23 protein-coding genes are annotated in these 23,618 nt (G+C 69.2%); 14 read left to right on the top strand and 9 right to left on the bottom strand.

Annotated features, from left to right (window positions below):
• Positions 1 to 141: 141 nt before the first annotated feature.
• From ACZ42Y_RS02430 to ACZ42Y_RS02440, 3 genes are all read left to right on the top strand, one after another.
• Positions 142 to 2,388, top strand: a complete 2,247-nt coding sequence (locus ACZ42Y_RS02430; protein ID WP_168371175.1) for a DEAD/DEAH box helicase — start codon at positions 142 to 144, stop codon at positions 2,386 to 2,388.
• A 161-nt stretch (positions 2,389 to 2,549) separates the two neighbouring features.
• Positions 2,550 to 3,905 carry a RuvB-like helicase gene (locus ACZ42Y_RS02435; RefSeq protein ID WP_058369970.1) on the top strand — a complete coding sequence of 452 codons (1,356 nt, stop codon included), beginning with the start codon at positions 2,550 to 2,552 and terminating at the stop codon, positions 3,903 to 3,905.
• A gap of 176 nt (positions 3,906 to 4,081) precedes the next feature.
• The gene (locus ACZ42Y_RS02440; protein ID WP_464735584.1) at positions 4,082 to 4,888 is read left to right on the top strand and encodes a hypothetical protein; all 807 of its coding nucleotides are present in this window, start codon (positions 4,082 to 4,084) and stop codon (positions 4,886 to 4,888) included.
• 46 nt (positions 4,889 to 4,934) lie between these two features.
• On the opposite strand, the gene rpl12p is transcribed toward ACZ42Y_RS02440, so the two are convergent.
• The 3 genes from rpl12p to ACZ42Y_RS02455 are packed head-to-tail and all read right to left on the bottom strand — an operon-like array spanning position 4,935 to position 7,016.
• Positions 4,935 to 5,264 (bottom strand): 50S ribosomal protein P1, encoded by a 330-nt coding sequence (rpl12p, locus tag ACZ42Y_RS02445; protein ID WP_464735585.1) that lies wholly within the window; start codon positions 5,262 to 5,264, stop codon positions 4,935 to 4,937.
• A 31-nt stretch (positions 5,265 to 5,295) separates the two neighbouring features.
• Positions 5,296 to 6,294 (bottom strand): isoaspartyl peptidase/L-asparaginase, encoded by a 999-nt coding sequence (locus ACZ42Y_RS02450; protein WP_464735586.1) that lies wholly within the window; start codon positions 6,292 to 6,294, stop codon positions 5,296 to 5,298.
• Complete coding sequence (locus ACZ42Y_RS02455; protein WP_464735587.1) at positions 6,282 to 7,016, bottom strand: flavodoxin family protein; 735 nt, start codon at positions 7,014 to 7,016, stop codon at positions 6,282 to 6,284. Before ACZ42Y_RS02455 ends, ACZ42Y_RS02450 begins: the two co-directional genes overlap by 13 nt.
• Positions 7,017 to 7,115: 99 nt before the next feature.
• On the opposite strand from ACZ42Y_RS02455, the gene tmk reads away from it, so the two are divergent.
• The 5 genes from tmk to ACZ42Y_RS02480 all read left to right on the top strand — a co-directional run bounded on the left by tmk (position 7,116) and on the right by ACZ42Y_RS02480 (position 10,946).
• Positions 7,116 to 7,784 carry a dTMP kinase gene (gene tmk / locus ACZ42Y_RS02460; protein ID WP_464735588.1) on the top strand — a complete coding sequence of 223 codons (669 nt, stop codon included), beginning with the start codon at positions 7,116 to 7,118 and terminating at the stop codon, positions 7,782 to 7,784.
• Positions 7,785 to 7,852: 68 nt separating this feature from the next.
• Positions 7,853 to 8,098: a FeoA family protein gene (locus ACZ42Y_RS02465; protein ID WP_464735589.1), complete on the top strand. Its 246-nt coding sequence runs from the start codon at positions 7,853 to 7,855 to the stop codon at positions 8,096 to 8,098.
• A gap of 580 nt (positions 8,099 to 8,678) precedes the next feature.
• Entirely contained in the window at positions 8,679 to 9,659 is a 981-nt protein-coding gene (locus ACZ42Y_RS02470; RefSeq protein WP_464735590.1) for an NAD-dependent epimerase/dehydratase family protein, read from the top strand.
• 23 nt (positions 9,660 to 9,682) lie between these two features.
• Positions 9,683 to 10,357 (top strand): TIGR00296 family protein, encoded by a 675-nt coding sequence (locus ACZ42Y_RS02475; protein ID WP_464735591.1) that lies wholly within the window; start codon positions 9,683 to 9,685, stop codon positions 10,355 to 10,357.
• 55 nt (positions 10,358 to 10,412) lie between these two features.
• The gene (locus ACZ42Y_RS02480) at positions 10,413 to 10,946 is read left to right on the top strand and encodes an ASCH domain-containing protein (RefSeq protein WP_464735592.1); all 534 of its coding nucleotides are present in this window, start codon (positions 10,413 to 10,415) and stop codon (positions 10,944 to 10,946) included.
• On the opposite strand, the gene ACZ42Y_RS02485 is transcribed toward ACZ42Y_RS02480, so the two are convergent.
• Positions 10,943 to 12,118 carry an OBG GTPase family GTP-binding protein gene (locus tag ACZ42Y_RS02485; RefSeq protein ID WP_464735593.1) on the bottom strand — a complete coding sequence of 392 codons (1,176 nt, stop codon included), beginning with the start codon at positions 12,116 to 12,118 and terminating at the stop codon, positions 10,943 to 10,945. The two genes, ACZ42Y_RS02480 and ACZ42Y_RS02485, sit on opposite strands and share 4 nt — an antisense overlap.
• 198 nt (positions 12,119 to 12,316) lie before the next feature.
• Here ACZ42Y_RS02485 and ACZ42Y_RS02490 point away from each other — a divergent pair, with 198 nt between their 5' ends.
• Together ACZ42Y_RS02490 and ACZ42Y_RS02495 are read left to right on the top strand one after the other, a co-directional pair.
• A complete protein-coding gene (locus ACZ42Y_RS02490; protein WP_168371381.1) occupies positions 12,317 to 12,892 on the top strand; it encodes a hypothetical protein in 576 nt (191 codons plus the stop codon).
• A gap of 59 nt (positions 12,893 to 12,951) precedes the next feature.
• Positions 12,952 to 14,403: an MATE family efflux transporter gene (locus ACZ42Y_RS02495; protein WP_464735594.1), complete on the top strand. Its 1,452-nt coding sequence runs from the start codon at positions 12,952 to 12,954 to the stop codon at positions 14,401 to 14,403.
• A 9-nt stretch (positions 14,404 to 14,412) separates the two neighbouring features.
• Here ACZ42Y_RS02495 and ACZ42Y_RS02500 read toward each other — a convergent pair whose 3' ends face one another.
• Together ACZ42Y_RS02500 and ACZ42Y_RS02505 are read right to left on the bottom strand one after the other, a co-directional pair.
• Positions 14,413 to 14,664 (bottom strand): CDGSH iron-sulfur domain-containing protein, encoded by a 252-nt coding sequence (locus ACZ42Y_RS02500; RefSeq protein ID WP_058371553.1) that lies wholly within the window; start codon positions 14,662 to 14,664, stop codon positions 14,413 to 14,415.
• Positions 14,665 to 15,023: 359 nt separating this feature from the next.
• Positions 15,024 to 15,476 (bottom strand): hypothetical protein, encoded by a 453-nt coding sequence (locus ACZ42Y_RS02505; protein ID WP_464735595.1) that lies wholly within the window; start codon positions 15,474 to 15,476, stop codon positions 15,024 to 15,026.
• A 104-nt stretch (positions 15,477 to 15,580) separates the two neighbouring features.
• On the opposite strand from ACZ42Y_RS02505, the gene ACZ42Y_RS02510 reads away from it, so the two are divergent.
• Positions 15,581 to 16,285, top strand: a complete 705-nt coding sequence (locus tag ACZ42Y_RS02510) for an HAD-IB family phosphatase (RefSeq protein WP_058371550.1) — start codon at positions 15,581 to 15,583, stop codon at positions 16,283 to 16,285.
• 125 nt (positions 16,286 to 16,410) lie between these two features.
• On the opposite strand, the gene ACZ42Y_RS02515 is transcribed toward ACZ42Y_RS02510, so the two are convergent.
• Together ACZ42Y_RS02515 and ACZ42Y_RS02520 are read right to left on the bottom strand one after the other, a co-directional pair.
• A complete protein-coding gene (locus ACZ42Y_RS02515; RefSeq protein WP_464735596.1) occupies positions 16,411 to 17,889 on the bottom strand; it encodes a hypothetical protein in 1,479 nt (492 codons plus the stop codon).
• A gap of 50 nt (positions 17,890 to 17,939) precedes the next feature.
• Positions 17,940 to 19,007 carry a Gfo/Idh/MocA family oxidoreductase gene (locus ACZ42Y_RS02520; protein ID WP_464735597.1) on the bottom strand — a complete coding sequence of 356 codons (1,068 nt, stop codon included), beginning with the start codon at positions 19,005 to 19,007 and terminating at the stop codon, positions 17,940 to 17,942.
• An 88-nt stretch (positions 19,008 to 19,095) separates the two neighbouring features.
• Here ACZ42Y_RS02520 and ACZ42Y_RS02525 point away from each other — a divergent pair, with 88 nt between their 5' ends.
• From ACZ42Y_RS02525 to ACZ42Y_RS02535, 3 genes are read left to right on the top strand one after another with little or no spacing between them, the layout of a single operon-like run.
• Positions 19,096 to 20,292, top strand: coding sequence for a nucleotide sugar dehydrogenase (locus tag ACZ42Y_RS02525; RefSeq protein ID WP_464735598.1), 1,197 nt, complete (start codon positions 19,096 to 19,098; stop codon positions 20,290 to 20,292).
• Positions 20,293 to 20,320: 28 nt separating this feature from the next.
• Positions 20,321 to 21,295: a UDP-N-acetylglucosamine--N-acetylmuramyl-(pentapeptide) pyrophosphoryl-undecaprenol N-acetylglucosamine transferase gene (locus tag ACZ42Y_RS02530; protein WP_464735599.1), complete on the top strand. Its 975-nt coding sequence runs from the start codon at positions 20,321 to 20,323 to the stop codon at positions 21,293 to 21,295.
• A 57-nt stretch (positions 21,296 to 21,352) separates the two neighbouring features.
• Entirely contained in the window at positions 21,353 to 22,567 is a 1,215-nt protein-coding gene (locus tag ACZ42Y_RS02535) for a glycosyltransferase family 4 protein (protein ID WP_464735600.1), read from the top strand.
• On the opposite strand, the gene ACZ42Y_RS02540 is transcribed toward ACZ42Y_RS02535, so the two are convergent.
• Positions 22,564 to 23,562, bottom strand: coding sequence for a glycosyltransferase (locus ACZ42Y_RS02540; protein ID WP_058371544.1), 999 nt, complete (start codon positions 23,560 to 23,562; stop codon positions 22,564 to 22,566). The genes ACZ42Y_RS02535 and ACZ42Y_RS02540 overlap by 4 nt on opposite strands.
• Positions 23,563 to 23,618 lie beyond the last annotated feature (56 nt).

The raw sequence follows: 23,618 nt of genomic DNA on the forward strand, positions 1-23,618 counted from the left end.
GGGGCCTCTCTGGCCGGGCTGCGGTGCTGAGAACCCCTGTTGCCAGCCCCTCGTGGGCGCGGAGCCCCTAGGGGCGGGGGGCGGTGAGGACTTCAGCGGCGGCTGAGCAGCCCTCCGGCGGTGCAAGGCGCTGCAGGGAGCGTGGCTAGCTGGATGCGTGTTGAGGAGCTGGACCTACCCCAGGAGGCTAAGCGTGTACTCCTCGCGCAGGGGTACAGGGAGCTCTTCCCCCCGCAGGAGGAGGCTGTGAGGGCCGGCCTCCTCGAGGGCAGGAACCTGGTAGTGGCGTCGCCCACCGGGTCTGGGAAGAGCCTGGTGGCGCTTCTCGCGGCTCTACGCGTGCTCTCGGGGCCGCATAGGGGCTGCCGGGTTGTATATGCTGCCCCTCTCAGGAGCCTGGTCTACGAGAGGGCGGAGGAGTGGAGGAGCATCCTCGGCGAGCTGGGCCGCCGAGTCGCCGTGTCGACGGGGGACTATGACAGGGTGGAGCCCTGGCTCGGCGAGGCCGACGCGGTCATGGTTACCTACGAGAAGCTCGACTCCCTGCTGCGGCACGGCGCCGGCTGGCTACGCGAGGTTTGCGTGCTGGTGGTGGATGAGATCCACTACGTCGGGGACCTCCGCCGCGGCCCCGTCCTGGAGACGGTCATAGCCCGGCTCATGTCGATGAACCAGGGCATGCAGGTAGTCGCGCTCAGCGCCACGATAAGCAACGCGGGCGAGATGGCGGCCTGGCTCGGCGCCGGCCTAGTCGAGAGCGGCTGGAGGCCCGTGAGGCTAAGGGAGGGCGTGATGAGCGGCTACACTATAGTGTGGGGGGACGGCGGCGAGACCCGGGTGGAGAGGCTCGTCAGGAACCCAACCCTCGATGCAGCCCTGGACGCCGTGGCCTCTGGAGGCCAGGCCCTCGTGTTCGTGAACTCCAGGAGGAAGGCTGTGGAGCTGGCGGAGAGGCTCGTAGGGGCGGCAGCGGGCAGCAGGGAGGTTAGAAGCCTCCTCGACCCGGGTGGCGTTGAGCCCTACATAGAGCTGCTGAGGAGCCACGGGGAGCACAGGGAGCTTAACGACAGGCTCGCCCGGCTCATGTCCAGCGGGGTTGCATTCCACCACGCGGGGCTGGCGAGCTACCAGAGGGACGTGGTGGAGAAGGCCTTCCGGGCCCGCGTCCTCCGCGTCCTAGTCGCGACCCCTACTCTCGCCGCGGGCGTCAACCTCCCGGCCCGCCGCGTGGTCGTGGACAGCCTCTACAGGTTCAAGCCTGGGCGGGGCTCCGAGCCGATCAAGGTGTCGGAGTACAAGCAGCTGGCCGGCCGCGCCGGCAGGCCGGGTCTCGACGCGGTTGGCGAGGCTGTGATTATTGCCAGGTCGGGCGAGCAGGCCTGGGAGGCCATGGAGAGCTATGTGAGGGGCGAGCCCGAGCCCATAGTGTCCAAGCTGGTCTCCGAGGCCGCTTTGAGGAGCCAGGTGCTCGCCGTGGTCTCGAGCCTCGGGACGGCCACAGTCCAGGAGGTGGCCGGTATCTTCAGGCGCACCCTCTACGCAGTCCAGGCCGGGCCGCCCCGGGAGGAGATAGACAGGGTGGCCTGGCTCCTCGACGAGTATGGGTTCCTGGAGCGCGTCGGCGACGTGCTGGAGGCGACCGACACCGGGCGCAGGGTCTCCGAGCTGTACATAGACCCTCTCACCGGCTACCGGATGCTCCGCGGCCTCGACGCTCTCCGGGAGGAGAAGCCTCCCATCGAGCGGCTCCTATTCTTAGCCCTATGGAACCCCGACGCCGCCAGGGTAAGGCCTCCCCGGGGCATGCACCTCGGCCTAGAGATGGAGGCTGAGCAGCTCCTTGAGGACCTGGGGTTCACCCCTTACGAGGAGGTGGGCGAGGCCGATATAGCGGTGGCAGCGGAGGCCCTCCACACAGCCGACATGCTCCTCGACTGGGTCCTGGAGAAGCCCGAGGACGCCATACTGGACAAGTACGGCGTGGACCCCGGCGACCTGCGTGCAGTAGTTGAGACGGCCAGCTGGCTGGTGTACTCCATGGCGCAGCTCGCGCGGCTCAGGGGCCACCCGGCTGCGGGCTACCTGGACCGGCTGGCCGTAATGGTGCGGCACGGGGTCCAGGAGGAGCTCGTGGATCTCGTGAAGCTCCCTGGCATAGGCAGGGTTAGGGCCCGCCTCCTCTACAACACCGGCTACCGCGACCCAGGGAGCCTCGCCGGCCTCAGCCCCGAGCAGCTGGCCTCCCTGCTCCGCGGCCTCGGCGAGGAGCGGGCCCGCAGGGCTCTGGCGGAGGCCCAGAGGATGGCTGCCAGGGAGAAGCCCGGGGGCGGCGGGGAGGAGGCCAGGCGGCGGGGGAGGCAGAGGAGCATACTCGACTACCTCGGCTAGCCCCCGGGGCCCGCCTCCCCCTGGGCTGTGAGGAGACCGCCAGTGACCGAGCCCCGGGAGCCCCCCGGGGCGGTGACGTGCGCTTCGCAGCCCGAGCCCGTTCAAGGGTAAGGTTTTTGTAGAAGCGCGGCCTACGACCCTCCATGATGGGGAGGAGCACCATGGCGGCGATAAAGGAGGTCAAGCCGGTGAGGAAGGAGTTTAGGAGGGTGGGCGCGCATAGCCATATCAGAGGCCTAGGCCTAGACGAGAACGGCCGCGCCAAGTTCATGGCCGACGGTATGGTGGGCCAGGCCGAGGCCCGCGAAGCGGCCGGCATCGTGGTGCAGATGATACGCGAGGGCAAGATGGCCGGCCGCGGCGTGCTCATAGTGGGGCCCAGCGGCACCGGTAAGACGGCAATAGCGGTCGGCATAGCTAAGGAGCTGGGGGAGGACACACCGTTCGTAGCCATGACCGGCTCCGAGATATACAGCAGCGAGATGAAGAAGACAGAGGCTATGATGCAGGCGCTGCGCAAGGCCATAGGTGTGAGGTTCCGCGAGCGCCGCACCGTATACGAGGGCGTCGTGAGCAGGATACGCATAGGCTATGTGAAGCACCCGTTCAACCCCTACGTCAGGGTCCCCCATGAGGCCGAGGTAGTCCTAGAGACCAGGGATGACAGTGTGAAGCTCCGCGTGGGCGAGGAGATAGCCGTTCAGCTCCTCCAGCTCCGCGTACGCCGCGGTGACGTTATCTGGATAGACGCGGAGACTGGGGAGGTCCACAAGACCGGCAGGATATGCGAGAAGAGGGAGTACGACATATCGGTATACAAGTGCGTCGAGAAGCCCAGCGGCCCGGTTAAGAAGGAGAAGGAGATAGTGCACCTGCTAACCCTCCACGACCTCGACGTCGCCTACGCCGCCCAGCGTGCAGCGGCGGCGAGCTTCCTCGGCATGCCGCTGACCCGCGAGATCCCCAGCGACGTGAGGCAGAGGGTGGATGAGGAGGTGAAGAAGCTTGTAAGCGAGGGCCGCGCCGAGCTAGTGCCCGGCGTGCTGTTCATAGACGACGCCCACATGCTCGACATAGAGGCCTTCAGCTTCCTCACAAGGGCTATGGAGAGCGACCTCGCCCCGATACTGGTGCTCGCCACTAACAGGGGCATAACCAAGATAAGGGGCACGGACATCGAGTCGCCGCACGGCATACCGCTGGACCTGCTGGACCGCCTGCTAATAATAAAGACAAGGCCCTACAAGCCCGAGGAGATAAGAGAGATACTCAGGATAAGGGCTGACGAGGAGGAGGTGCCGCTCACCGAGGAAGCGCTGGAGGAGCTCACCAAGCTCGGCGCCGAGCGCAGCCTGCGCTACGCCGTGCAGCTGATGGAGCCGGCCCGCATACTCGCCGAGCGCGAGGGCCGTGCAAAGGTGACCGTCGAGGACGTGAGGAGGGCGGCGGAGTACTTCGTGGACGTGAAGGAGAGCGTACGCTACATACAGCAGTACGAGGAGAAGTTCCTCAAGTAGCGCTGCATCCTGGAGGACCTCCTCCAGGGGAAGTTGGAATAACCTCGCCCCCTAGCCTACCCTCTTCTCCCCTAGGAGGCCCCCGGGGGCCCGCTCCCCGGCGCAGAGCACCACCTGGAGAGCCCCCCGGGGTAGGCCCCGTCACCCCCCGGGCTGCTGGAGGTCTAGGGCCGGGTATGGAGGATAGCCTCTGGCTCAGCAGGTACATAGCCCGTCTCAGGGGCTTCATACGCGAGCTAGCCGGGCTCCCGGCCGGCCAGTTCGCCGAGGTTGTCAAGGCTCTAGAGGAGCCCGGCACACTGGACCTGGCGGTCCTCTACGCGGCCAGTGTTCCGAGGATAACAAGCCTATGGCTGATATGGGAGGACTACTGCAGGGGCAGGGGCTCGGGCCGGCGGGTCTGCAGGGAGGTGCAGTCAATAGTCGAGGGCGCCGGGCCCGGCATGGGTGTCGTGACCTTCTTCAACCGGGAGGTCAAGAGCCTCATAGTCAAGTCCTTCAACGACCTGTCCCCCGGCATACTGGTGCCCGGCTGGGTGCTCGCCTACTCTGCGAGGATGGGCCAGCCCCTGGCGGAGCGGCTCCGGGGCCTCGGCCCAGTCGAGCAGGCTTCAAGGCTCCCCGGCTTCGTGGCCGCCTTCTACACCCTAGAGGCTGTGGAGAGGGCTATGCTAGACTACTATGCCTCGAAGCGCTCCGACTTCGCCTACACCACCGCCGGCTACGTCTACTGGGAGATAGTGAAGCCCTCCAGCCTGCTCGCGGAGGTCTTCGCAGAGGCCTTCGCCGGGTCTACACGGCTCCACGAGGCGTGGCAGGAGGCCTACAATGCCGTGCTCGGCCGGCTCCGGGCCAGCGACTCTGAGCCCCCGAGGCTGGACTACAGGAGGATGGTATCCAGGGTGTTCGAGGAGGCGAGAAAAGCGCTGATAGAGGAACTGAGGAGGGAGAGGATCCTGCAGCAGGGCTCCAAAAACATGTAGCTCCCGCGGGCCCGGCTCCGGGCTGAAGCCCCGGGGGCGTGCGGCGCTAGAACCCGAAGAGGCTCTCGAGGCCGGCGGCCAGCTGCTCCTCGCTGACCTCCTTCTTCTCCTCTTCCTTCTTCTCCTCCTCTTCCTCCTTCTTCTCCTCGGCGGCGGCAGGGGCGGCTGCGGCCGGAGCGGCCGCCGGAGCCACCGGCATGGCGGTGGCGGACTTTATGACCTCGTCTATGTTTATGTTCTTGAGGGCTGCTACTACAGCCTTCACGCGGGCCTCGTCTACCTCTACGCCGGCCGCCTCCAGGACCTTCTTAAGGTTCTCCTCGTTTATCTCCTTGCCAGCCGCGTGCAGCATGAGGCTAGCGTATATGTACTCCATCGCGCGACTCCTCCTGCTAGCCTTCTAGGCTCTAGCCCGGATCGCTCCCTGGGTCCCGGCGGGATTCTTTATCTTTCCGCTCCCCGCCGCTCCTCCAGAGCATGAGGGCTAGGGGCTCGCTTCTCTCCCCCTCGGCGGCTATGGGCATCCCCTGCGTGTTCATAGCGGCCGCGGCTGCACCGCTGTGGTCAAGCAGGATGAGGCCGAGCGTGTCGGGGCCGAAGAGCCTGGTGTGCCTCGCGACAGCGGCGCGGGCAGCCTCCTCGACGGGGACCCCCTGGGCCAGCAGCTCGACAGCGTATACGCAGGGGCGGCCGAGGATGATGGTCTCCCCTATACCGGTCGCGGCGCAGCCGCCCACACCCTTCTCTACGTAGAACCCGGCGCCGGGCACGGGGGAGTCGCCCACCCTGCCCGGGTGCTTCAGCGCTATACCCCCGGTGCTCGCGGCCGCCGCCAGCCTCCCCCTGGAGAGGAGCACCGCGCCCACAGTGTCGCCGTAGAGGCGGTGGACGGCCCGGGCCCAGCTGCTGCCCCCGCCCCTGGCCAGCTCCTCGCGCAGCATCCTCCAGCGCTCCAGCGCCCTCCTGCTCGGCCCAGGGTGCTTCTCGAGCCCCAGGCGCTCGGCCAGCCTATCCGCGGCGGGCCCCGCGATGAGGACGTGGGGCAGCTCCCTGGCCACGTAGGCCGCCAGGCGGATAGGGTTGCGGGGGTAGGTGACCGCGGCGACCCCGCCAGCCTCCATCGAGTCCGTCATGAGCCCGGCGTCCATCTCAACCCTGCCATCATATGTCAGCACGCTCCCCACGCCAGCGTTGAGTACCCCGCTGTCCTCGAGGGCGGCTACAGCCTCCACGAGCGCCTCCAGCAGCCCGCGGCCGGTGCTCGCCATCCCAGCCCGGGCCCCGGAGCGGACGGCCTCGAGCACCTCCCCTGTACCGCTCACCCCGCGCCAGCCGCCCGCGCCGCCGTGGACGATGATCGCGGGGTCTCCCAGCCTGAGAGGACCGTGGACGGTTACCTCAGCCATGGCCTCCCACTCCTCGCCCGCTGCTTCTCCTCCTCGGCCAGCTTTCGCAGCTCCCTTACAAGCTCCTCAACCCGCTCCCGCGCGTCGAGCCGGTACCATGGAGCGCTTCCCCCGGGCTCCCCGCGGAGGGCCCTGGCCAGCCTGGCCACGGCCACGCCCACGTTGTAGGCGTCTAGCACGGCCTGCTCGTCGTCGAGTACGTCGCCCCTGCCGTGGTAGTATGCAGAGCCCCAGGCGGGTATGTGGAGGCCCATCATGTTGAGTGTGAGGATGAGCCAGGATAACGCGTTGGCGGCGCCGGCCTCCTCGCCGGCCGCTATGACGCCGGCCACCTTTCCGTCCAGGAGGCTCCTACCCGTATGGTATATCATGTTCTCCATGGATGTCAGCCTCTCTATGAAGGTCTTCACGACAGCGGACGCCATGAACCAGTAGACCGGCGTAGCTATTATCACTGCGTCGGCCTCGAGCACCTCCCTCGCAAGCTCGTGGAACATGTCGCCCCGGGCCTCGGCGAGCGGGCACCTCTTCGGATAGTAGCACTCGTAGATGTTGTCAGAGTAGCAGGCCATGCATGGCTCAGGCCGGTAGTCGTAGAGGTTTACCAGCCTCGTCTTAGCCCCCTGGTCCTCGGCCCCCCTGAGAGCAAGCCATAGCATCTTGAACGTGTTCCCGTAGGTCCTCGGGGAACCATTGAACCCGACAACCCTCAGCCCTGCCACGGGCCAGCCCCCCGGGCCCTGAAGCAGGAGGCACGCTAAATCGCTGCACCACAGGCCCGCGTAGCCGGGCCCTCCGAGAAGGGGTGCATGGTGGCCGCCTTGCCGGGGCGCCGGGTGGGGGCATATGTGGTGCTCGAGGGCATAGATGGGGCCGGTACAACAACCCACAGCAGGCTCCTGGCGGAGGGGCTCCAGGCCCTGGGCTACTGCGCCTGCCTGCTAGGGGAGCCCAGCCGGGGCGAGATAGGGGGCTTGATAAGAAGGGCGCTCGCGGGGGGCCCCTTCAGCCAGCGGCTCCTGGCCCTGCTCTTTGCCGCCGACCGGCTAGAGCAGGCGGGCAGGGTACGGGAGTGCCTCAGCGAGGGCTGCGTGGCTGTAGGCGACAGGAGCTGGGTGTCCAGCCTAGCCTACCAGAGCTATGACGGGTTCCCCGACCCCGCTCCCCTGGACTGGGTCTATACGCTGAACCGCTACGCCCCCAGGCCCGACGTACTGGTGTTCCTCGATGTCGACCCCCTGGTGGCCTACCGGAGGATCGTGAAGCGGGCTGGCCGCGAGCTGCCGGAGAGGCTCAGCCACCTCCAGGGCCTGGCGAGGCAGTACGAGAGGGTCATAGAGATCCTCGCGGGCCTGGTCCCGGTCATAGTGAGGGTTAAGGGCACCGTTAAGGGGTACGAACGCCCGATAGACTCAGTGTCGAGAGATGTTTTAACTGCAGTCCTCGCGGCCCTCAACTACCGGGGCCTCCAGGGCGACGTGACGCCCTAACGGGGCTCATGGGTTGGTCGGCGGGAGGCCCGTGTCACGTGCTTCCAGCGCTGCGAGGGGGGCACGGTTTGGGCCAGGGCGCTGCGAAGGGGGTTGTAACGCTAGACATGCTCCCTCCAGGCTCCCGTGCCCGCGTTGTCCACATAGACGCGGGGACCAGGGCGCTGCGCCGCCTCATAGAGATGGGGATAACCCCCGGCACAGTGCTGGAGATTGTGAGGAACTACGGGGGCCCCATACTGGTCAGGGTTAGGGGCACTATCATCGCGCTCGGTAAGGGTATGGCCAGGAAGGTGCTCGTGGAGCCCCTCTAGACCCTCCTCAACGCCGCGACAAAGCCGCCCGTGGACCTTGAAACGTGCGGGTAGAGCCTCTGGGCGCCGTTCACCCTAGAGTGGTAATGTCCACTCTAGGGTTCATCACGGTCTCCGCTGGGCGGGCTACGGGAGCCTCCTGCAGGAGGCTCCCCTCGCGCACCCAGCGGTCACCACATAGTTTATAAGGCTTATATGGTTTATAAATTTTATGTGGGGACTCCCCTTCATAGTCCTAAAGGACTAAAAACAACCAACAACTGATATAAAAGTCTCCAACAACAATCAAAAACTATACTGCCCCGGGGCACCTTGGGCCTAAGCCTCTCAACCACGTAGCGTATAGAGTATAGCCTCGCCTCCACCCTGCCAAGCACCAGCGAGCAGGCTTCCTCAACGGTCTCCAGGGCTCCTCCCCGCCCCAGGCCCCCCGGGGGGCCGCAGGCCGGCCATCCCTAACCCAAATAACGGGTGGCCTTGGCCGCACCCCGGCGGATGGGTGGAGCACTGCTCTAAGGACTCCCGGGGCTTGGGTGCTGGGGCAGCCGGGGCATGGGGTACCGGGTGCTGATAATAGGCGGTGTCGGCTACCTGGGCTACAACCTGGCCCTCGAGCACAGCGACAGGGGGTGACACGGTCTACATAGTGTCTAGGAGGAGTAGCGCGGAGCGGAGGCCGAGGCTTCTCGAGGAGGTGAGGGATCTCGCAGACAGGGTCCTGCTCCCGCTGACGCTCGACGACCCAGCTGACATCGAGGCAAGCATTGACAGCTCCGGGTGCCCGGACATAGCCTACATGGCTGTGGGCAGGCTGCAGGGCTCCCGGGAGGAGCTGCTCCAGGCCAACGCGGTCATCCCGAGGAGATGGGCCCAGGTGCTATCGCGCCGCTGCAGCAGCACCCTGTACGTCTACGTGAGCAGCACACTCGCCGTGGGCGACGCCGGCGGCTGCAGCATGGGCGACAGGGTGGTGGAGGAGAGGCCCCACCTCTACGGCTGCAGGCCGCTGGGGGCCTACGGCTACTCGAAGATGGAGGGCGAGCGCGGCGTCATAGATGTCTGCCGCCGCTCCAGGCTGAGCGTCGCCGTGCTCCGGCCAGGGCTCCTAGTGGGCGGCTGGTGCTACCACGCGGAGTGGCGCGCCATGTACCGGCTGGCCAGGCTCCATATAAGGATAAGAGGCGGCCCATACATCCACGCCACCCCCGCCCGCGACATAGCCGTGGCCGCCAGGCTCCTCCGCGACAGGATGGGGGACAAGCTCTGCGGCTGGTTCTACGCAACCCCCTGGAGGGGGAGGCTGGGCAGGCTCCACGAGATGCTCGAGAGGCACCTGGGCGTCAGAAGCGCCATCCCCCTCCCGCTCCCCGGCCTGCTGCCCCGGCTGCGGCTCCCAGGCCTCCCCGAGGCGCTCGTGGAGCTCAGCGGCCAGAAGGACAGGGTTTTTGAGCCGCTCGCGCTCGAGAAGCTTGGTATGAGGTGGCGCAGCATGGACGAGGCAGTGCGGGAGGCCGCGCAGTGGCTTAAAACACACATGAAGGGCTCCACAGCCCCCAGCTAGGCTCCCGGGGAGGCCTGGCAGCCTTGACCGAGCAGGTGCGCCCGGAGGAGCTCAGCCCGGAGGAGGGCGAGTACCTGGTCCGCCTGGCCAGGCGGTCGGTGGAGCACTACCTGCGTACCGGTGAGAAGCTCCCCCTGCCCGGGGACGCCCCCTCCAGGCTCGGGAAGCCCGGCGCGGCCTTCGTGACGATAACCACGTACCATGGCCCGGAGTACCGCGAGCTACGCGGCTGCATAGGCTACGTTGAGCCCGTGAAGAGCCTCCTGGAGGCCGTCAGGGACGTGGCGCTCGAGGCGGCATTCAATGACCCCAGGTTCCCGCCGCTGAACCCCGACGAGCTCCCCCGCGTCACCTTCGAGGTGAGCGTCCTCGGGCCCCTAGAGCCTCTGCCCAGGAGGCCCGAGGAGAGGCCGGGGAGCTTCAGGATAGGCCGCCACGGGCTCGTAGCCCGGCGCGGCGTGTTCCAGGGCCTCCTCCTCCCCGAGGTGCCTGTCGAGTACCTCTGGGACCCGGAGACCTTCCTCGCCGAGACCTGCGTCAAGGCGGGTATGGCGCCCAGCTGCTGGCTCGACCCCGAGACCGAGTTCTACCGGTTCAGCGGCCGCGTCTGGCGCGAGAAGACGCCCAGGGGAGAGGTGGAGGAGCGGGACCTCGAGGAGGAGTACCGGCGCCTCCTCAGCCGCTACCTCCGCGGCTAGCCCACGCGGATATAGGGCCCCCGACGGTCCTGCAGGGCCTCCAGGGTGGAGCAGAGTGGCGAGGAGGCGCCGCCAGCAGGCCGCCGCGCCGCCGGCGCTCACCGCGAAGGGCGAGGAGCTCTACCTCATCTCGATACGCCCCGTCTACGCCTACCAGATATTCCGGTCCAAGAAGCGGTTCGAGCTACGCCGCAACGCAGCCGGCAGGATACCCGAGGGGGCGGTGATGGTGGTCTACGCCTCGGGCAACGTGAGGGCAATTATAGGCGAGTTCACTGTGGGCCGGGTGATAGAGGGCACGGCGGAGCAGGTCTGGCGGAGCGTGACCGGGCAGCCGGGCGCCGGTGTGGGCGGCGACGCCTGGCGCTACATCAAGGGGGCCCAGCACGCTATGGCCCTGGAGGTGGTGGACCCCATACTCTACCCCAGGAGGGTCACCCTGGAGGAGATAAGGAGGGTGATACCAGGCTGGAGCCCGCCTCTGAGCTACAAGCAGCTACGCGAGGGGGAGCCGGTATACGAGCTGATCATAAGGAGGCTCCGCCGCCTAGCCGGGCTGGAGCCCGAGCCCATCGAGGCACCGGCCTAGCGGCGGGAGTGGATCTCCACCACGTCCCCGTCCTCCAGCACGTGGTCCAGCCCCACCCTCTCGCCCGGATACTTCGCCGAGGGGCCCCAGACCCTGGCGTACTGGAAGTACTCTAGCAGGTCGCTGTGTATCCTCTCCGCCAGGTCCCGGACCGTGGCTCCGCGGCGCAGCACCACCGGGGTCTTGCTCGGCTCGCTGTTAGGCCTCTTAGTGTAGACTCTTATCACCTCGAGGCGGCGGAAGAGCAGCTCGCCAAGCCTGTCCAGGTTGTACCCCGTCCTCGCGGAGACTGGGAGGAGCCAGACGCTTTTCTCCCTCCTGGAGGCGAGGTAGCTGTAGAGCCTCCGGTAGTTCTCTGACGCCCCCGGCGCGTCGGCCTTGTTGGCGAGCACTACCGCTGGCCTGTAGACGCTGCTCCGGAGCACCGCCATCTCGATATCGTCCAGCGTGACCTCGCCCTCTATGTAGACCTTGGCCCGGTAGACCCGGTAGCGGGCGAGCAGCCTCTCCACGTCCCTGACCGTGCCGTCCAGTATCCTCCCGGTGCCTAGGACCTGCACGCCGTGCTCCCCGCCCTTCTCTATCCTCACCGTGCCCCTGGGCTTCTCTATGTAGACGCCGTGCTCGGCCAGTATGTCCCTGACCTTTCGGTACTGTTCCAGCGCGTCCTCATCGAGGCCCACAACCACTATCACGGCGTCTGCGTTCCTGGCTATACCAGCCACCCTGGGTATGTACTGGGGCGCGTCCTCGGACAGCGGCGGGGTGTCCACCAGCTGGAAGTAGATATCCTTGTAGGGCAGCATCCCGGGCACGGGGATGGTGGTGGAGAACGGGTAGTCCGCGACCCTGGTCCGGGCCCCAGTGAGCCTCTGGACCAGGAGGCTCTTCCCCGTGTTAGGCGGCCCTATTACAGCCACCTGGGCCGCCCCCTCCTTCTCGACGAAGATCCGTGGCCCCCCGCCGCCCCTGCGCTTCCTCCTCTGCTCCTCCAGCTCCTCCCTCAGCTCCGCCAGCCGGCGCTTGGCCCAGAGGAGGAGGTTCTCGGCGCCCTTGTGCTTGGGCGCCGCCGAGAGGAACTCCTCGAGCGCCCTTATCTTCTCCTCGATAGTCTTGGCCTCCGAGTACTTGGCCAGCTTCGCCTGCGCCTCTGGCGGCAGATTGGCCGGCATCGCCGCCGCACCCCTTCCCGCTGCGCCCCCAGCCCCCCGGGGGGAGGGGCTACCCGGCCGGCGCCCCGGGCCTCGTGGGATGCGGGAGGCGGGAGGGGATCCTATAACCCTGCCAGGGGCTCGCCGCCCCCGGGCCTCGGAGGGTTTATAGCAAGCAGCCCAGCCCCCAACGCCCCTGGGTCATTGGGTGGAGGAGGAGTGGCTCGTCGACGCCGCCGGGGCAGAGGCAAGCTCGTGGCAGCGCTGCTGGCCGGGGTCTTCATCGTAGTGCTCACCCTGGAACTTATAGCAATGTTCTCGCCCGCCCTCCTCGGCCTCGTGGGCAGCCGCAGGCACAGGTACAGCGTCACAGTCTACGCCCCCGCGGGCATGGAGCAGCAGGCAGCGCTGCTCGCCAGGCAGGTGGCGGCGAGGCTCGGAGTCAAGGACTACCGTGTAGAGCCCGTGGCCGCCAATAGTAGCAGCGGGCTGATGTCGGTGGTGCTCTACGACAAGGGGGAGCCGGTGCTAGTACTCTTCACCAGCAGTGTTGAGGGGATAAGCAGCCTGGTCTACCAGCTAGCCTCCCAGCTGCTGCCCAGGGTGGAGCAGAACGCTACGCTGCGGAACGCGACGCTCCTCTACGCGGGCTCCGCGGGGATATTCCTCCTCCCCAAGAACGCTACCTTCGTGGACCAGTTCGTGAGGAGCATCATATCCTCCCACGCCTCCACAGAGTCCAGCACATCCTCCAACACCACCTCCACCGCTGCGAACGCTACCGCGCCCGGCTAGCACCTCGGCCCCCGGGGATGGGGGGCCTCGCTAGGAGACGGGCATAGGGTAGAGGCGGCGTGGCGGAGAAGAATGGCGACGGGCTCTCCAGGCTCCGGGAGCGCATCCTCTACCAGCGGAGCATCCCACGCCTCCTCCTATGGCTCGCCGCCCCCCTCATGGTCTCGGGCAGCGTTAACGCGCTCTACCAGCTCGTGGACACCCTCTGGCTCTCCAGGCTGGGGAGCGCGGCCCTCGCAGTGCCCTCGGTCTCCTGGCCCTACCGGGACATACTGGGGAGCATAGGCTTCGGCCTCGCCAGCTCGGTCTCAGCGCTCGCAGGCCAGTACATCGGCGCCCGGCGCTTCGACAGGGCCTCCCGGGCCGTGGGCAGCGTGCTCGGCATCCTCCTGGCGATAGGGATCCCGGCCTCCATACTGCTCACCCTGGGCCTCGGCCTCTACCTGGACGCGATGCACGTGCCCCCGGACGTGAAGCCCCTAGCTGCCAAGTACCTGGCGGTCCTCATGCTCACCGTGCCCCTGACCTACATCTACCTAGTCTTCTCCTTCGCGCTGAGCGCGGCGGGGAACACGAGGACCCCGACGAAGGTAAGCGTGGCCTCCACCCTGTTCAACGCGGTGCTAGACCCCGTCCTCATATTCTGGGCCGGCCTCGGCGTGCTGGGCGCGGCCCTGGCCACCGCGGCCGCTGCCGCCCTCTCGGCTGGCTACGCCCTCCACAGCTTCGCCACGGGGCGGCACGGCTACCGCCTGGGGCTCCGCGACCTGGTGCCCGAGAGGAGGCTGCTCCCCCTCATAGCCAGGGTCTCGGGCCCCTCCGTGGCCCAGAGGCTTGGCACGAGCCTGGGCTTCGTGTTCATGGTCAGGATTATATCCGGGCTCTCCACGCCGGTTATAGCAGCCTACTCTATAGGCCAAGTCATACTGGACATAAACTTCATGATAGCTATGCCCCTGGCCAGGGCTACGGGCATAGTGGTGGCCCAGAGCCTCGGCGCCGGCATGAGGGAGCGCAGCCGCCGCGCCGTGGCGGCGGGGGCGGCTATGAGCCTGGCCGCCTCAGCGGCCTACATAGCAGGCCTCCTGGCGCTACGCGGGCCCTTCATAGGCGTCTTCACCAGCGACCCCCGGGTCGCGGGCGTGGCCAGCGACATGCTCGCCGTGTTCGCCCCCAGCATACTAGGCTTCAACCTCTTCGCGCTGGCCAACGCGGTGGCTAGGTCGAGCGGCCACACCCTCTTCATATCCATGGTCGGGATAGCGAGGCTTTGGCTGCTGCGCATACCCCTCTCCTGGCTCCTAGCCTACCACCTGGGCCTAGGCGAGCGCGGGCTATGGGCCGGCATGGCTGCCAGCAACTACGCCGCGGGCGCAGCCTCCGCCGCCTGGCTCCTCTGGGGCGGCTGGGCCGAGGCAGTGGTAGAGGAGGCGCGCCAGGGGGAGGCCAGGCCCAGGACGCGGCGCCCCTGGGGCCTGGGGCGGGAAACCCGGGAACCCGGTAAGCCCTGAGAGCCTTGGCTAGACGCTGCGCAGCCTCTCGGCTCCGAGCAGCTTCTTCAGCTCCTCCTCGCCCACCTCGCCGACCCGGTTGCCCTCCTCGTCGTATATGTACAGCTTGCCCTCCTCCTCGTCCCTTGTCTTCAGGTGGCTGCCGTCACAGAAGGGGTACTTCTTGCTGAGCCCACACATGCATATAGCAGCTACGGTCACGCCGCGCCGGTCCTTGACGGGCACGGGCCCCCTGGCCCGGTGTATGATGAGCCGAGCCATCCCCCTCCACCGGGGCCCCGTGGCCCAGGCTCCCGGGTATCAGCGCTGCCCCGCCCGCTACCCCTGCTGCTCCGCCTGCAGGGGGCGCCGCGGCCCCGGCTGAGCCTGGGGCAGCCCACCAGCCTGGGCCGGGGCCTTGGGCTCCAGGATCCTCCTGCAGGGCTTGACCAGCGTATCCTCCAGCCCCGCCCGGGCCTCCGCCGGGTGCCGGGCGTAGCGGGGGCTGCCCCGGGGGGCCACCGCTGCCCCGCCGGCGGGGCCCCGGGAGCCCGACCGGGGCGAGGGCCGTGGAGCTGTAGACACGGGCTGCCGTAGGGGCCCAGTGCTAGCTACCGGGCCGCCGGGGCCAATACCCGGGGCTAGGGCTTCAGGAAGCTCGACTCTAGCAGCCGGACGCTGAGCCTCTGCGGCCGCTTCAGCGCCCCCCGGACCTCGGCCTCGAGGCTCCGGAGCCAGCCGGCCTCCTGGTCCCAGGAGGCCCTCACCCGGAGCACAGCCCCCATGAACCTGAGGCTCTCCTCCGCTGCCCCGCCGGGGAGGCTCCCGGGCTCCGTGTAGAGTATCCCAGGGCCCACGCCCCGGGTGAAGAAGGAGGCCAGGTCGACCCTGTTGCCGCGGGGGATCCTCTGCTCCCCCCGGAGCCCCCGGGCTACCAGCTGGGCCAGCGGGTCCCGCAGCCCCCGCACCTCCTCCGGCCGGACGCGCACCAGGAAGCCCTCCTCGTCCACCCCGGTTATCTCCACCCGGATCCTCATCCTGACCCCGGTGCTAGTCTCCACCCCGTAGATGATGTAGTCCCCCGGCCTGGGCACGCTCCGGCGCCTCCACGTTCCCTCCAAAGCCAGTGGTATGGGGAAAAACCGCTACCGGCCCAGGAGGCGGTGGAGGCCGAGGAGAGGCACCGGGGTGGCCCGGCGTGGGGGAGCAGCATCGCTGCAGGATAAGGCTAGCCGTCTTCGACGTCGACGGGGTGCTGCTGCCCATCAGAAGCAGCTGGGGCTATATCCATGAGAGGCTCGGCACCAGGGAGGCCAGCAGGCTGAACTACAGGCTGTTCATGGAGGGCAGGATAGGCTACTGGGAGTGGATGTTCCTCGACACGCTGGCCTGGATAGAGGCGAGGCCCGGCATAACCCGCTGGGATCTCGAGCAGCTGTTCGAGAGCATCCCGGTCGGCGAGGACGCGCGGGAGGCAGTCCGCATACTCCGCGAGGCCGGGATAGAGGCGGCCCTGGTCAGCGGCGGGGTAGACGTGGCTGTGGCGAGGGTGGCCAGGGAGCTGGGGATACGGCACTGGGTCTCCCCGGCCCTGGCCTTCGACCCCTGGGGCCGCCTGGTCCCCGGCGGGGAGCCGAGGCTGGAGGCCGACAGGAAGGACCGCGCGGTGCTGAGCCTCGCAAGGCGCCTGGGCTACACTATGAGGGAGGTGGCATTCGTGGGCGACAGCCGCTGGGACCTGCGGGGGATGCGCGAAGCCTGCCTAGCGGTAGCGGTCAACCCCCACGACCCCCACGTGGAGCAGGAGGCGGACTACGTGGCCAGGGACCTGGTCGACGCGGCCTACTTCATACTCGAGCACTCGACGGCCTGGAGGGCCGGCCGGAGGCGGCCGGGGCGGTGAGGCCAGCGGAGTCCAGGCCGGCCCTCCAGGCTGCCGGGTGGGCAGCGGCAGCCCCCCGGGGCATCCCGGGGGCTCCGGGCTGCAGCCGTAGCCCTGAAGGGGCGCCACGGGGTGTTGAGAGGGGGCTAGCCCCTGCGGGGCGCCCCTGGGAGCCTGGCTAGGGCGCGGCGGAGGGTGGCGCGCACCAGCCCGTCCACGGCGATGCTCAGCGCGGTGTAGAGTGTGTAGGCCTCGGCCAGGGGCGCTGCTAGGAGGCGTAGCTCGCTCCAGAACCTGGGGGCCGGCGGCCCGGGGGGCGCCGCGGGGAGGGAGGCCAGCGCCGCGAGCGCCGGGTAGAGGACGAGCATGCGGGCCAGCCCGGCCAGCAGCCTCCCCCTCTCCCCCGGCGGGAGCCTCCGGTACGCCTCCACGGCCGGCACCAGGAGCCTGGCGGACGCCATGGCGAGGAGCGCAGCCGCCCAGGCCGCCACGGCGGCGGCCCGCCCCCCGGCCAGGGCCAGGCCCAGCGCCTCCGCGGCAAGGTAGACGGCGGGGGCCAGGAGGTACCGCGTGTTGAGCCTGGCCACGTCGGCCGCCGCCTCCCCCGCGGAGCCCCTTATCAGGCCGAGGGCTAGCTGGGAGAGCCCGTCGCCGGCCACGAGGAGTAGCCCGGCGGCAGCGGCCAGGGGGACGGCCCCGGCGGCCCAGCTGTAGCCGGGGTTCAGCAGGTAGACGTAGTGCAGGGGGTGGAGGGCCGCGTAGACCAGGAGAGGCGCCGCCGCCCAGACCGCGAGCCTCACAGCGTTAAGCGCCGAGCCCGCGTCCCCCGTGGTGAGCACGTAGGAGTGGAGGTACCGGAACCCCCAGAGGAAGGCCTCACCAGCCACGAGGAAGAGGCTGGTGGCCGCGAAGAAGCCCGCCACGGCACCCGGGCCCCAGAGGCGGTAGCCCAGCACCACGTCCAGCCCGTAGAGGAGCTGGGCCAGGGCCCCCGGCGCGGTCGAGTAGGACGCCCGGAGCCACTCCCGGAGCAGCCCTAGGGCCCTGGCGGGCCCCGGCCACGCCAGCCCCCTCCCCCGGGCCCAGCGGAGGGCGGCCAGGGAGCCCGAGGCGTAGGCCACGGCGACGGCCAGGAGGGCCCCGGGGAGCCCGGCCCCCAGCAGGTAGACGAGGGCCACCACGCCCAGGCTGTAGAGGAGCCTGACGAGCAACACGGCGGCGGCCGAGCGCACCGGCCTAACCGCGTCCACAACCGTGGCGGCCATGGGCCAGAGGGCCAGCGCCGCCAGAGCCGCGCCAGCGAGCAAGGCGGCGATGCCGCCGCCCACCAGCATCCAGGCCGCAGCCGCCCCCGCCGCGAAGCCCAGGGCGCTGGTGGCGAGCGCCGCCAGCAGCCCGGCGGCGGCCGCGCCCTCCACCCCCTCGGCCACGTACCTGTAGACCCACATGGCGATGAGCGCCTGGGGGAGGAGGATGTAGCGGTTAAGCCTCTTGGTGAGCGTCTGGTAGGCGGCGTAGCCCGCGGGGGGCAGCCGGCGGACAAGCACCAGGGAGGCGGCCGTGTTGAGGAGCAGCGCGGCCCCGTAGAGGAGGACGCGGAGCGCAGTGGAGAGGAGCACCCCCATCCCGTGCCGCCACCGCCCTTGCCTCCCCTCCCCGGGCCCCCGGGGGGCTTCTAGCCCGCGCAGCCGCGGGGCCCGCTGCAGGCCTCCACGGCCTCGCGGTACCGGCGGTAGCCCTCCAGCGCCCTGGCGAGCAGCTGGCCGTGGTCCCGGTAGGCGCTCGTCTCCTCCAGGGCCAGGTCCCTGCCCCTCACGGCCGCCTCTAGGCCGGCGGCGCAGACCAGCATCGCCGCCAGCCCCTGGTGGATGTCCACGAGGGGGCTCCTCCCCTGCTGGAGGGCGGCTAGGGCGTGGAGGTCCTCGAGGTATAGCGGCTCCTCCTTCTCCACCCGCACCCGGGTCTCGCCCAGCTCCGTGTAGAGCCGGAGCTCCTGGGCCATGTAGTCCAGCGTGGCCGTGCCCCTGCTGCCGGTGAGGTAGAGGAGCCGCTGCTTGAACGGGGTTATCCTGTTCACCTCGAGGCTGGCGTAGCCCCAGGTGAAGCCTAGGACGAGGAGGGCGTAGTCGTTCAGCCCGGAGACTATCCTGCCAAGCGTGTAGGCCCGCACCACCCCCGGGGCCTCCAGGGCGAGGGCGAGCGCGTTATCGGCCTCGTGCACCCCGAGGTCGTAGACCACGTCCGTGTCCCCCGCCCTCGGGGCGAAGGGGCCGACCCTCCTGGCCACCAGGGTGAGCGGCTCCCCGATCAGCCCCCGGGCGGCGAGCCGGTGGAGGGCCCAGACGGCGGGGTTGAACCGCTCCACATGCCCCACCGCGGCCCAGGCGCCGGCCTCCTCCACAGCCTCCACGAGCCTGGCCGCCTCCTCCAGGCTCGCGGCGAGCGGCTTCTCGACGAGCAGCCCCCTCACGCCCCGCTCCAGCAGCTCCACGGCCACTCTGTAGTGGTGGCGCGTCGGCACAGCCACTATGGCCAGGTCCACGGAGTCCCTGGGCAGCTCCCCCACCCGCTCCAGGGGCCTGCCCCCGTACCGGGCCGCGGCCAGCCCCGCCCGGCCGCGGTCGACGTCGACTATGTAGGCTAGCTCCACAAGCCCCGGGTGCTCCCGCGCGATCCTCGAGAGCACCCGGGCGTGGGCGGACCCCATGTAGCCTGCCCCGACCACGGCGACCCTGACGGCCATCCAGCGGGCCCTGCTCCGGCGGGCCAGGGGCTGGATGGATAATAATCCCTCAGCCCCCGGGGCCACGGGCACGGGGCCTGGTAGGGTCTTGGCCGGCGCCTGCCCTAGAAGGCTGGCCGTGATCGGCGGGGGCTTCGTGGGGCTCCACGCCGCGGTCCACGCCGCCCTCCGGGGCGTGGAGGAGGTTGTGGTGGTCGACATCGACCCCGGGGTGGTTGAGAGGATAGAGTCGGGTGACGCCTCGAGGCTCCACGTGAGGGAGCCCTACGTTGTCGAGAACTGGCCCCGGGTCCGGGGGAGGATTAGGGCGTCGACTAGCTACGAGGCCGCCCGGGGCGCAGAGGCGTTCATAGTAGCGGTCCAGACCCCGCTCCGCGGGGGCAGGGTGGACTACACCCCCCTCCGCCGCGCAGCCGAGGGCCTGGCGGGCGTGGTCGAGCCCGGGGCCCTCGTATCCTCCGAGGTTACCATCTACCCGGGCGGCACGGTGGAGCTGCTGGCCGAGCCCCTCTCCCGCCTCACCGGGCTCCGGCTGGACGAGGAGCTGCTGGTCGCCCATGCCCCGGAGAGGCTGAGCCCCGGCTCGGCCCGCTGGACCCCGGAGAACATCCCCCGGGTGGTGGGGGCCGTCGGGCCCCGGAGCCTGGAGGCGGCGCTCCGCCTCTACCGCGGCTGCCTCGGCGTCCCCGTCCACCCCGTCGACGATATTCGCGTCGCCGAGGCGTCCAAGCTCCTCGAGAACTCTTTCCGGCTCCTAAACATATCCTTCGTCAACGAGCTTAAGAGGAGCCTGGACAGGCTGGGGATAGACGTCAGGAGGGTTATAGAGGCCGCCTCTACCAAGCCGTTCGGCTACATGCCCTTCTACCCGGGGCCCGGGGCCGGCGGCGCCTGCCTCCCCAAGGACGCGCGCATGCTCGAGGAGTACACCGGCTCCCTGCTGCTGAGGATAGCCCGCCACGTAAACGAGACCCAGCCCCTCTACTACGCGGCCCTCCTCCTCAAGAGGATACGCAGCCACGGGGCGAGGAGGATCCTCTTCTACGGGCTCGGGTTCAAGCCCGGCTCCCCCTACCCGGCCAACAGCCCGGTGCTCCGGGTGGCCGAGGAGCTGGCGCAGCTCGACCCCGGGCTGGAGGTGAGGAGGTACGACCCCCAGATACCCTGGCTGAGCGACTTCGCGGGCGAGGAGGAGGCCCTCGACTGGGCCGAGCTGGTGGCTCGCTGGGGCTACCGGGGCCGCCCCACCAGGGGCAAGCCGGTGGTGCAGATCGAGGACCTCTAGCCACGCCCAGGGGGCCCGGGAGGAGGCGTTGGGGGAGGTGCTGCTCACCGCCGCGCCGGGCGGCCACAGCGGCTACGCGGCCGCGATAGCCCACCACCTCCGGGGGATGGGGCTCCAGCCCGTCTTCATAGCCGCGAGGGGCGACGAGCTGGCCCGGAGGAGGCTCTCCAGGCTCGGCAGGGTCGTCGAGATAACCATGCCCCGGCGCCCCGGCGAGCCCCTCGCGGCGACCATCCACCGCTGGCCCCGCGCCCTCGCCGAGGCCCTGGGGCTGGTCGAGAGGAGGCACCGGGTCCTAGTCAGCTGCGGGGGCAACCTCAGCATAGCCCCGGCGCTGGCGGCGAAGCTGAAGGGCCTGAGGCTCGTGAACCTCGAGAGCATCGTGAGGCTGACCACGCCCGGCCGGACCCCAAGGCTCCTCCGCCCCCTCGCCGACGCCACGCTGGTCCACTGGCCGGAGCAGCTCCGAATCCACCCCGGCGCCCTCGTCGTCGGCCCAGTCTACGAGCCCCCACGCTACCCGCCGCGCGACGAGGGGTACATACTCGTCACAGCGGGCACCATGGGGCACCCCAGGCTCTTCGACGCGGTGGACAAGCTGGCCCCGCCCAGGGTGGTTATGCAGACCGGCCGGGTCGACCCGGAGCCCTACCGCAGGAGGCACCCCGGCTGGAGGGTCTTCCGCTACGACCCGGACCTGGACAGGTGGATAGCGGGCGCGAGCATAGTGGTGACCCACTTCCCCGGAATGACCTCCGCGACCGCGGCCCTGGCCTACCGGAAGCCGGTGGTGCTCGTAGCGGCGCCCCACCTCAGGCTATCAGCGAGCCAGCGGGACGGCCCACCCTACGCCGAGAAGATAGGGGCAGTCTACCTGCCGGACCCCACCCCCCAGGCCCTGGCCAGAGCGATGGAGGAGGCCCGGAGCCGGGAGCCCCCCAGGCACCCCAACGGGGCGGAGAAGGCGGCCGAGATAATAGCAAGGCTGTACCGCGGCCTCTAGCCGGCCCCTATGGGGCCTGCACCGGGTGCCCAGGGGCGGCCGGGAGAGTGGAGGGAGTTGAATAGTAGCGGCGTGAGGATAGGTGTGTACTTCGACCGGTACGAGCCCGCCCATGAGGTCAAGGACCCTGGGCAGATAGTGCTGGGGCTGAACGACCTGGGCGTGGAGGCAGAGCTGATAACGGTGGAGAAGCCTAGCCTCAGGGGCTACCAGCGGATCCCGCTCAGGTTCGTGCAGGCGGGGGAGGCGTCCCGGCCAGAGTACTGGCGCAGCACACCCTACGACGTAGTCATCATCTACACGTGGCTTGGAAGACCCTACCTGCCCATAATAGCCGCGCTGAAGAAGGCCGGGAAGAAGGTCATAGTGAAGGGGGATATAGACGGCAGGCTATGCTACCCCGCGTTCCCCAGGAGCGTTTACCGCACCAGGAAGGTCGGCAAGCTGCTGAGGCACATGCCCGGCCCGCTGAGAGCACTGGCCGAGAAGACCATAGCTAGGCTGAGGACGCTCCCCAGAAGAATAATACCGCACCTGGAGGCCGCCGACGCCCTGGTCCTCGAGTCCCCGCAGGCCAAGGCCAACCTGGCGTACATCCTAGTGTACTGGGGCAGGCCGGACCTAACCGGGAAGATCCACTTCATACCCAACCCCGTGGCAGATGATATAGCGAGGGCCCCTATACCGGCGAGGAAGAAGAGGAAGATAGTGGCTGTCGGCAGATGGCATGACGTGGCGCAGAAGAACACCGGCACCCTGGCCCGGGTGCTCTGCAGCTTCGCCAGGGCCATGCCGGACTACGAGGCCGCGGTGATAGGGCCCGGGGAGGAGACGGTCAGGAGGTACATGGCGGAGGCCTGCAGAGGGGACCCCGCCCCCTCCATCAGTGTTCTCGGCCGGGTCCCACGCGGCGAGCTGGTCAGGCACCTGGGCGAGGCCAGGATACTCTTCATGCCCTCCAACTGGGAGAGCTTCGGCATAGCCGCCGCGGAGGCGGTGTCGATGGGCTGCAGCATAGTGGGGACCCCCATCGAGAGCCTCATGTACCTAACCCGGGGAGGCTTCTCCGGGACCCTAGCCCCCGACTTCAGCGAGAAGGCCCTCCTCGCCGCCCTGCTGACAGATGTCCAGCGCTGGGAGGCCGGGGAGTACGACCCAGGCGAGATAGCCTCCTTCTGGCGCAGCAGGCTCAACCGTAGAACGGTGGCGAGGAGCTACCTGGAGCTAGCCGCAAGGCTGCTAGAGGAGGGCGGCCGGCAGCGCCACGCCTAGAGCCTCTCGAGGATCCTGGCCAGCCTCTCCAGGCTCCCCGTCGACATCCTTCTCAGCCTCTCCAGGGTCTCCTCGACTGCCTCCGCGACCCCGGGGCCCCCGGAGAGGCACCTGTCGATGGCCTCCGCCACCCCCTCCACGGTCGGGGGGAAGAGGCAGGGGTAGCCCGGCCCCAGCACCTCCCTCAGCGTCCCCGTCGCGGATGCTAGGAGGGGCTTCCGGTAGGCCACCGCCTCCCAGGCCGCCGAGAGCATCGTGTACTCCCTCGTCGTAGCCGCCACCACGGCGGCGGCGTGGCTGAGGAGCCAGGCGTACTGGGGCTCGGGGAGGAAGCCGGTGAGCACTATGGAGCCCCGGCTCTCCCGGGCCAGCCTCCTCAGCCTCCGGTGGAGCCCCGGCCTCCTCCCCGGATCCCCGGTCACCACGAGCCTGTAGCCCCCGGGGGCCCCTGATGCGAGGAAGCCCCTGGCCACGAGCTCCAGGGGCTCGTCGGGCGCCCAGGAGGCCGGGACGAGGATGTACCCCCCGTCGCCGAGGTCTAGGGCTGGCCTCTCCAGCCTAGCCGGGGGCCGGGGCAGGGGGTCGTAGACCACCAGCACCCTCTCCCCCGGCAGCCCGGCCCTCCCCAGCAGCCTCGCCTCGGGCTCGTTGTGGGCCAGCACCAGGTCGGCGCGGCGGAGGAGCCCGCGGAAGGGCCGGTTGAGCAGGAGCCCCGCCGGCGAGCTGTAGACGAGGAACCCGGTGTGCACGTCGGCCACGACCCGGAAGCCGAGGCGCCCGGCCAGCGTGGCCACGCGGAGGAGCAGCGGCCCCTGCGGCAGCTGCACGACCACGGCGTCCGGCCTGGCCTCCTCCAGCGCCCTGGCGGTCTCCCTCCAGGCGCGGATGTAGGGGGGCCTATCCCGGAGGAACAGCAGCCCGGCCCCAAGGGCCCGGGCGAGGTCGCGCGTCCTCCGGCTAAGCCGCGCCCAGGCGACGAACACCAGCCGCTTCATCCCAGCCGCATCCCCCCGGGGCTATGGAGCCCTCAGCCGCTATCCCCCGGCGGCGG

It is taken from the genome of Pyrodictium brockii (genome assembly GCF_055379715.1).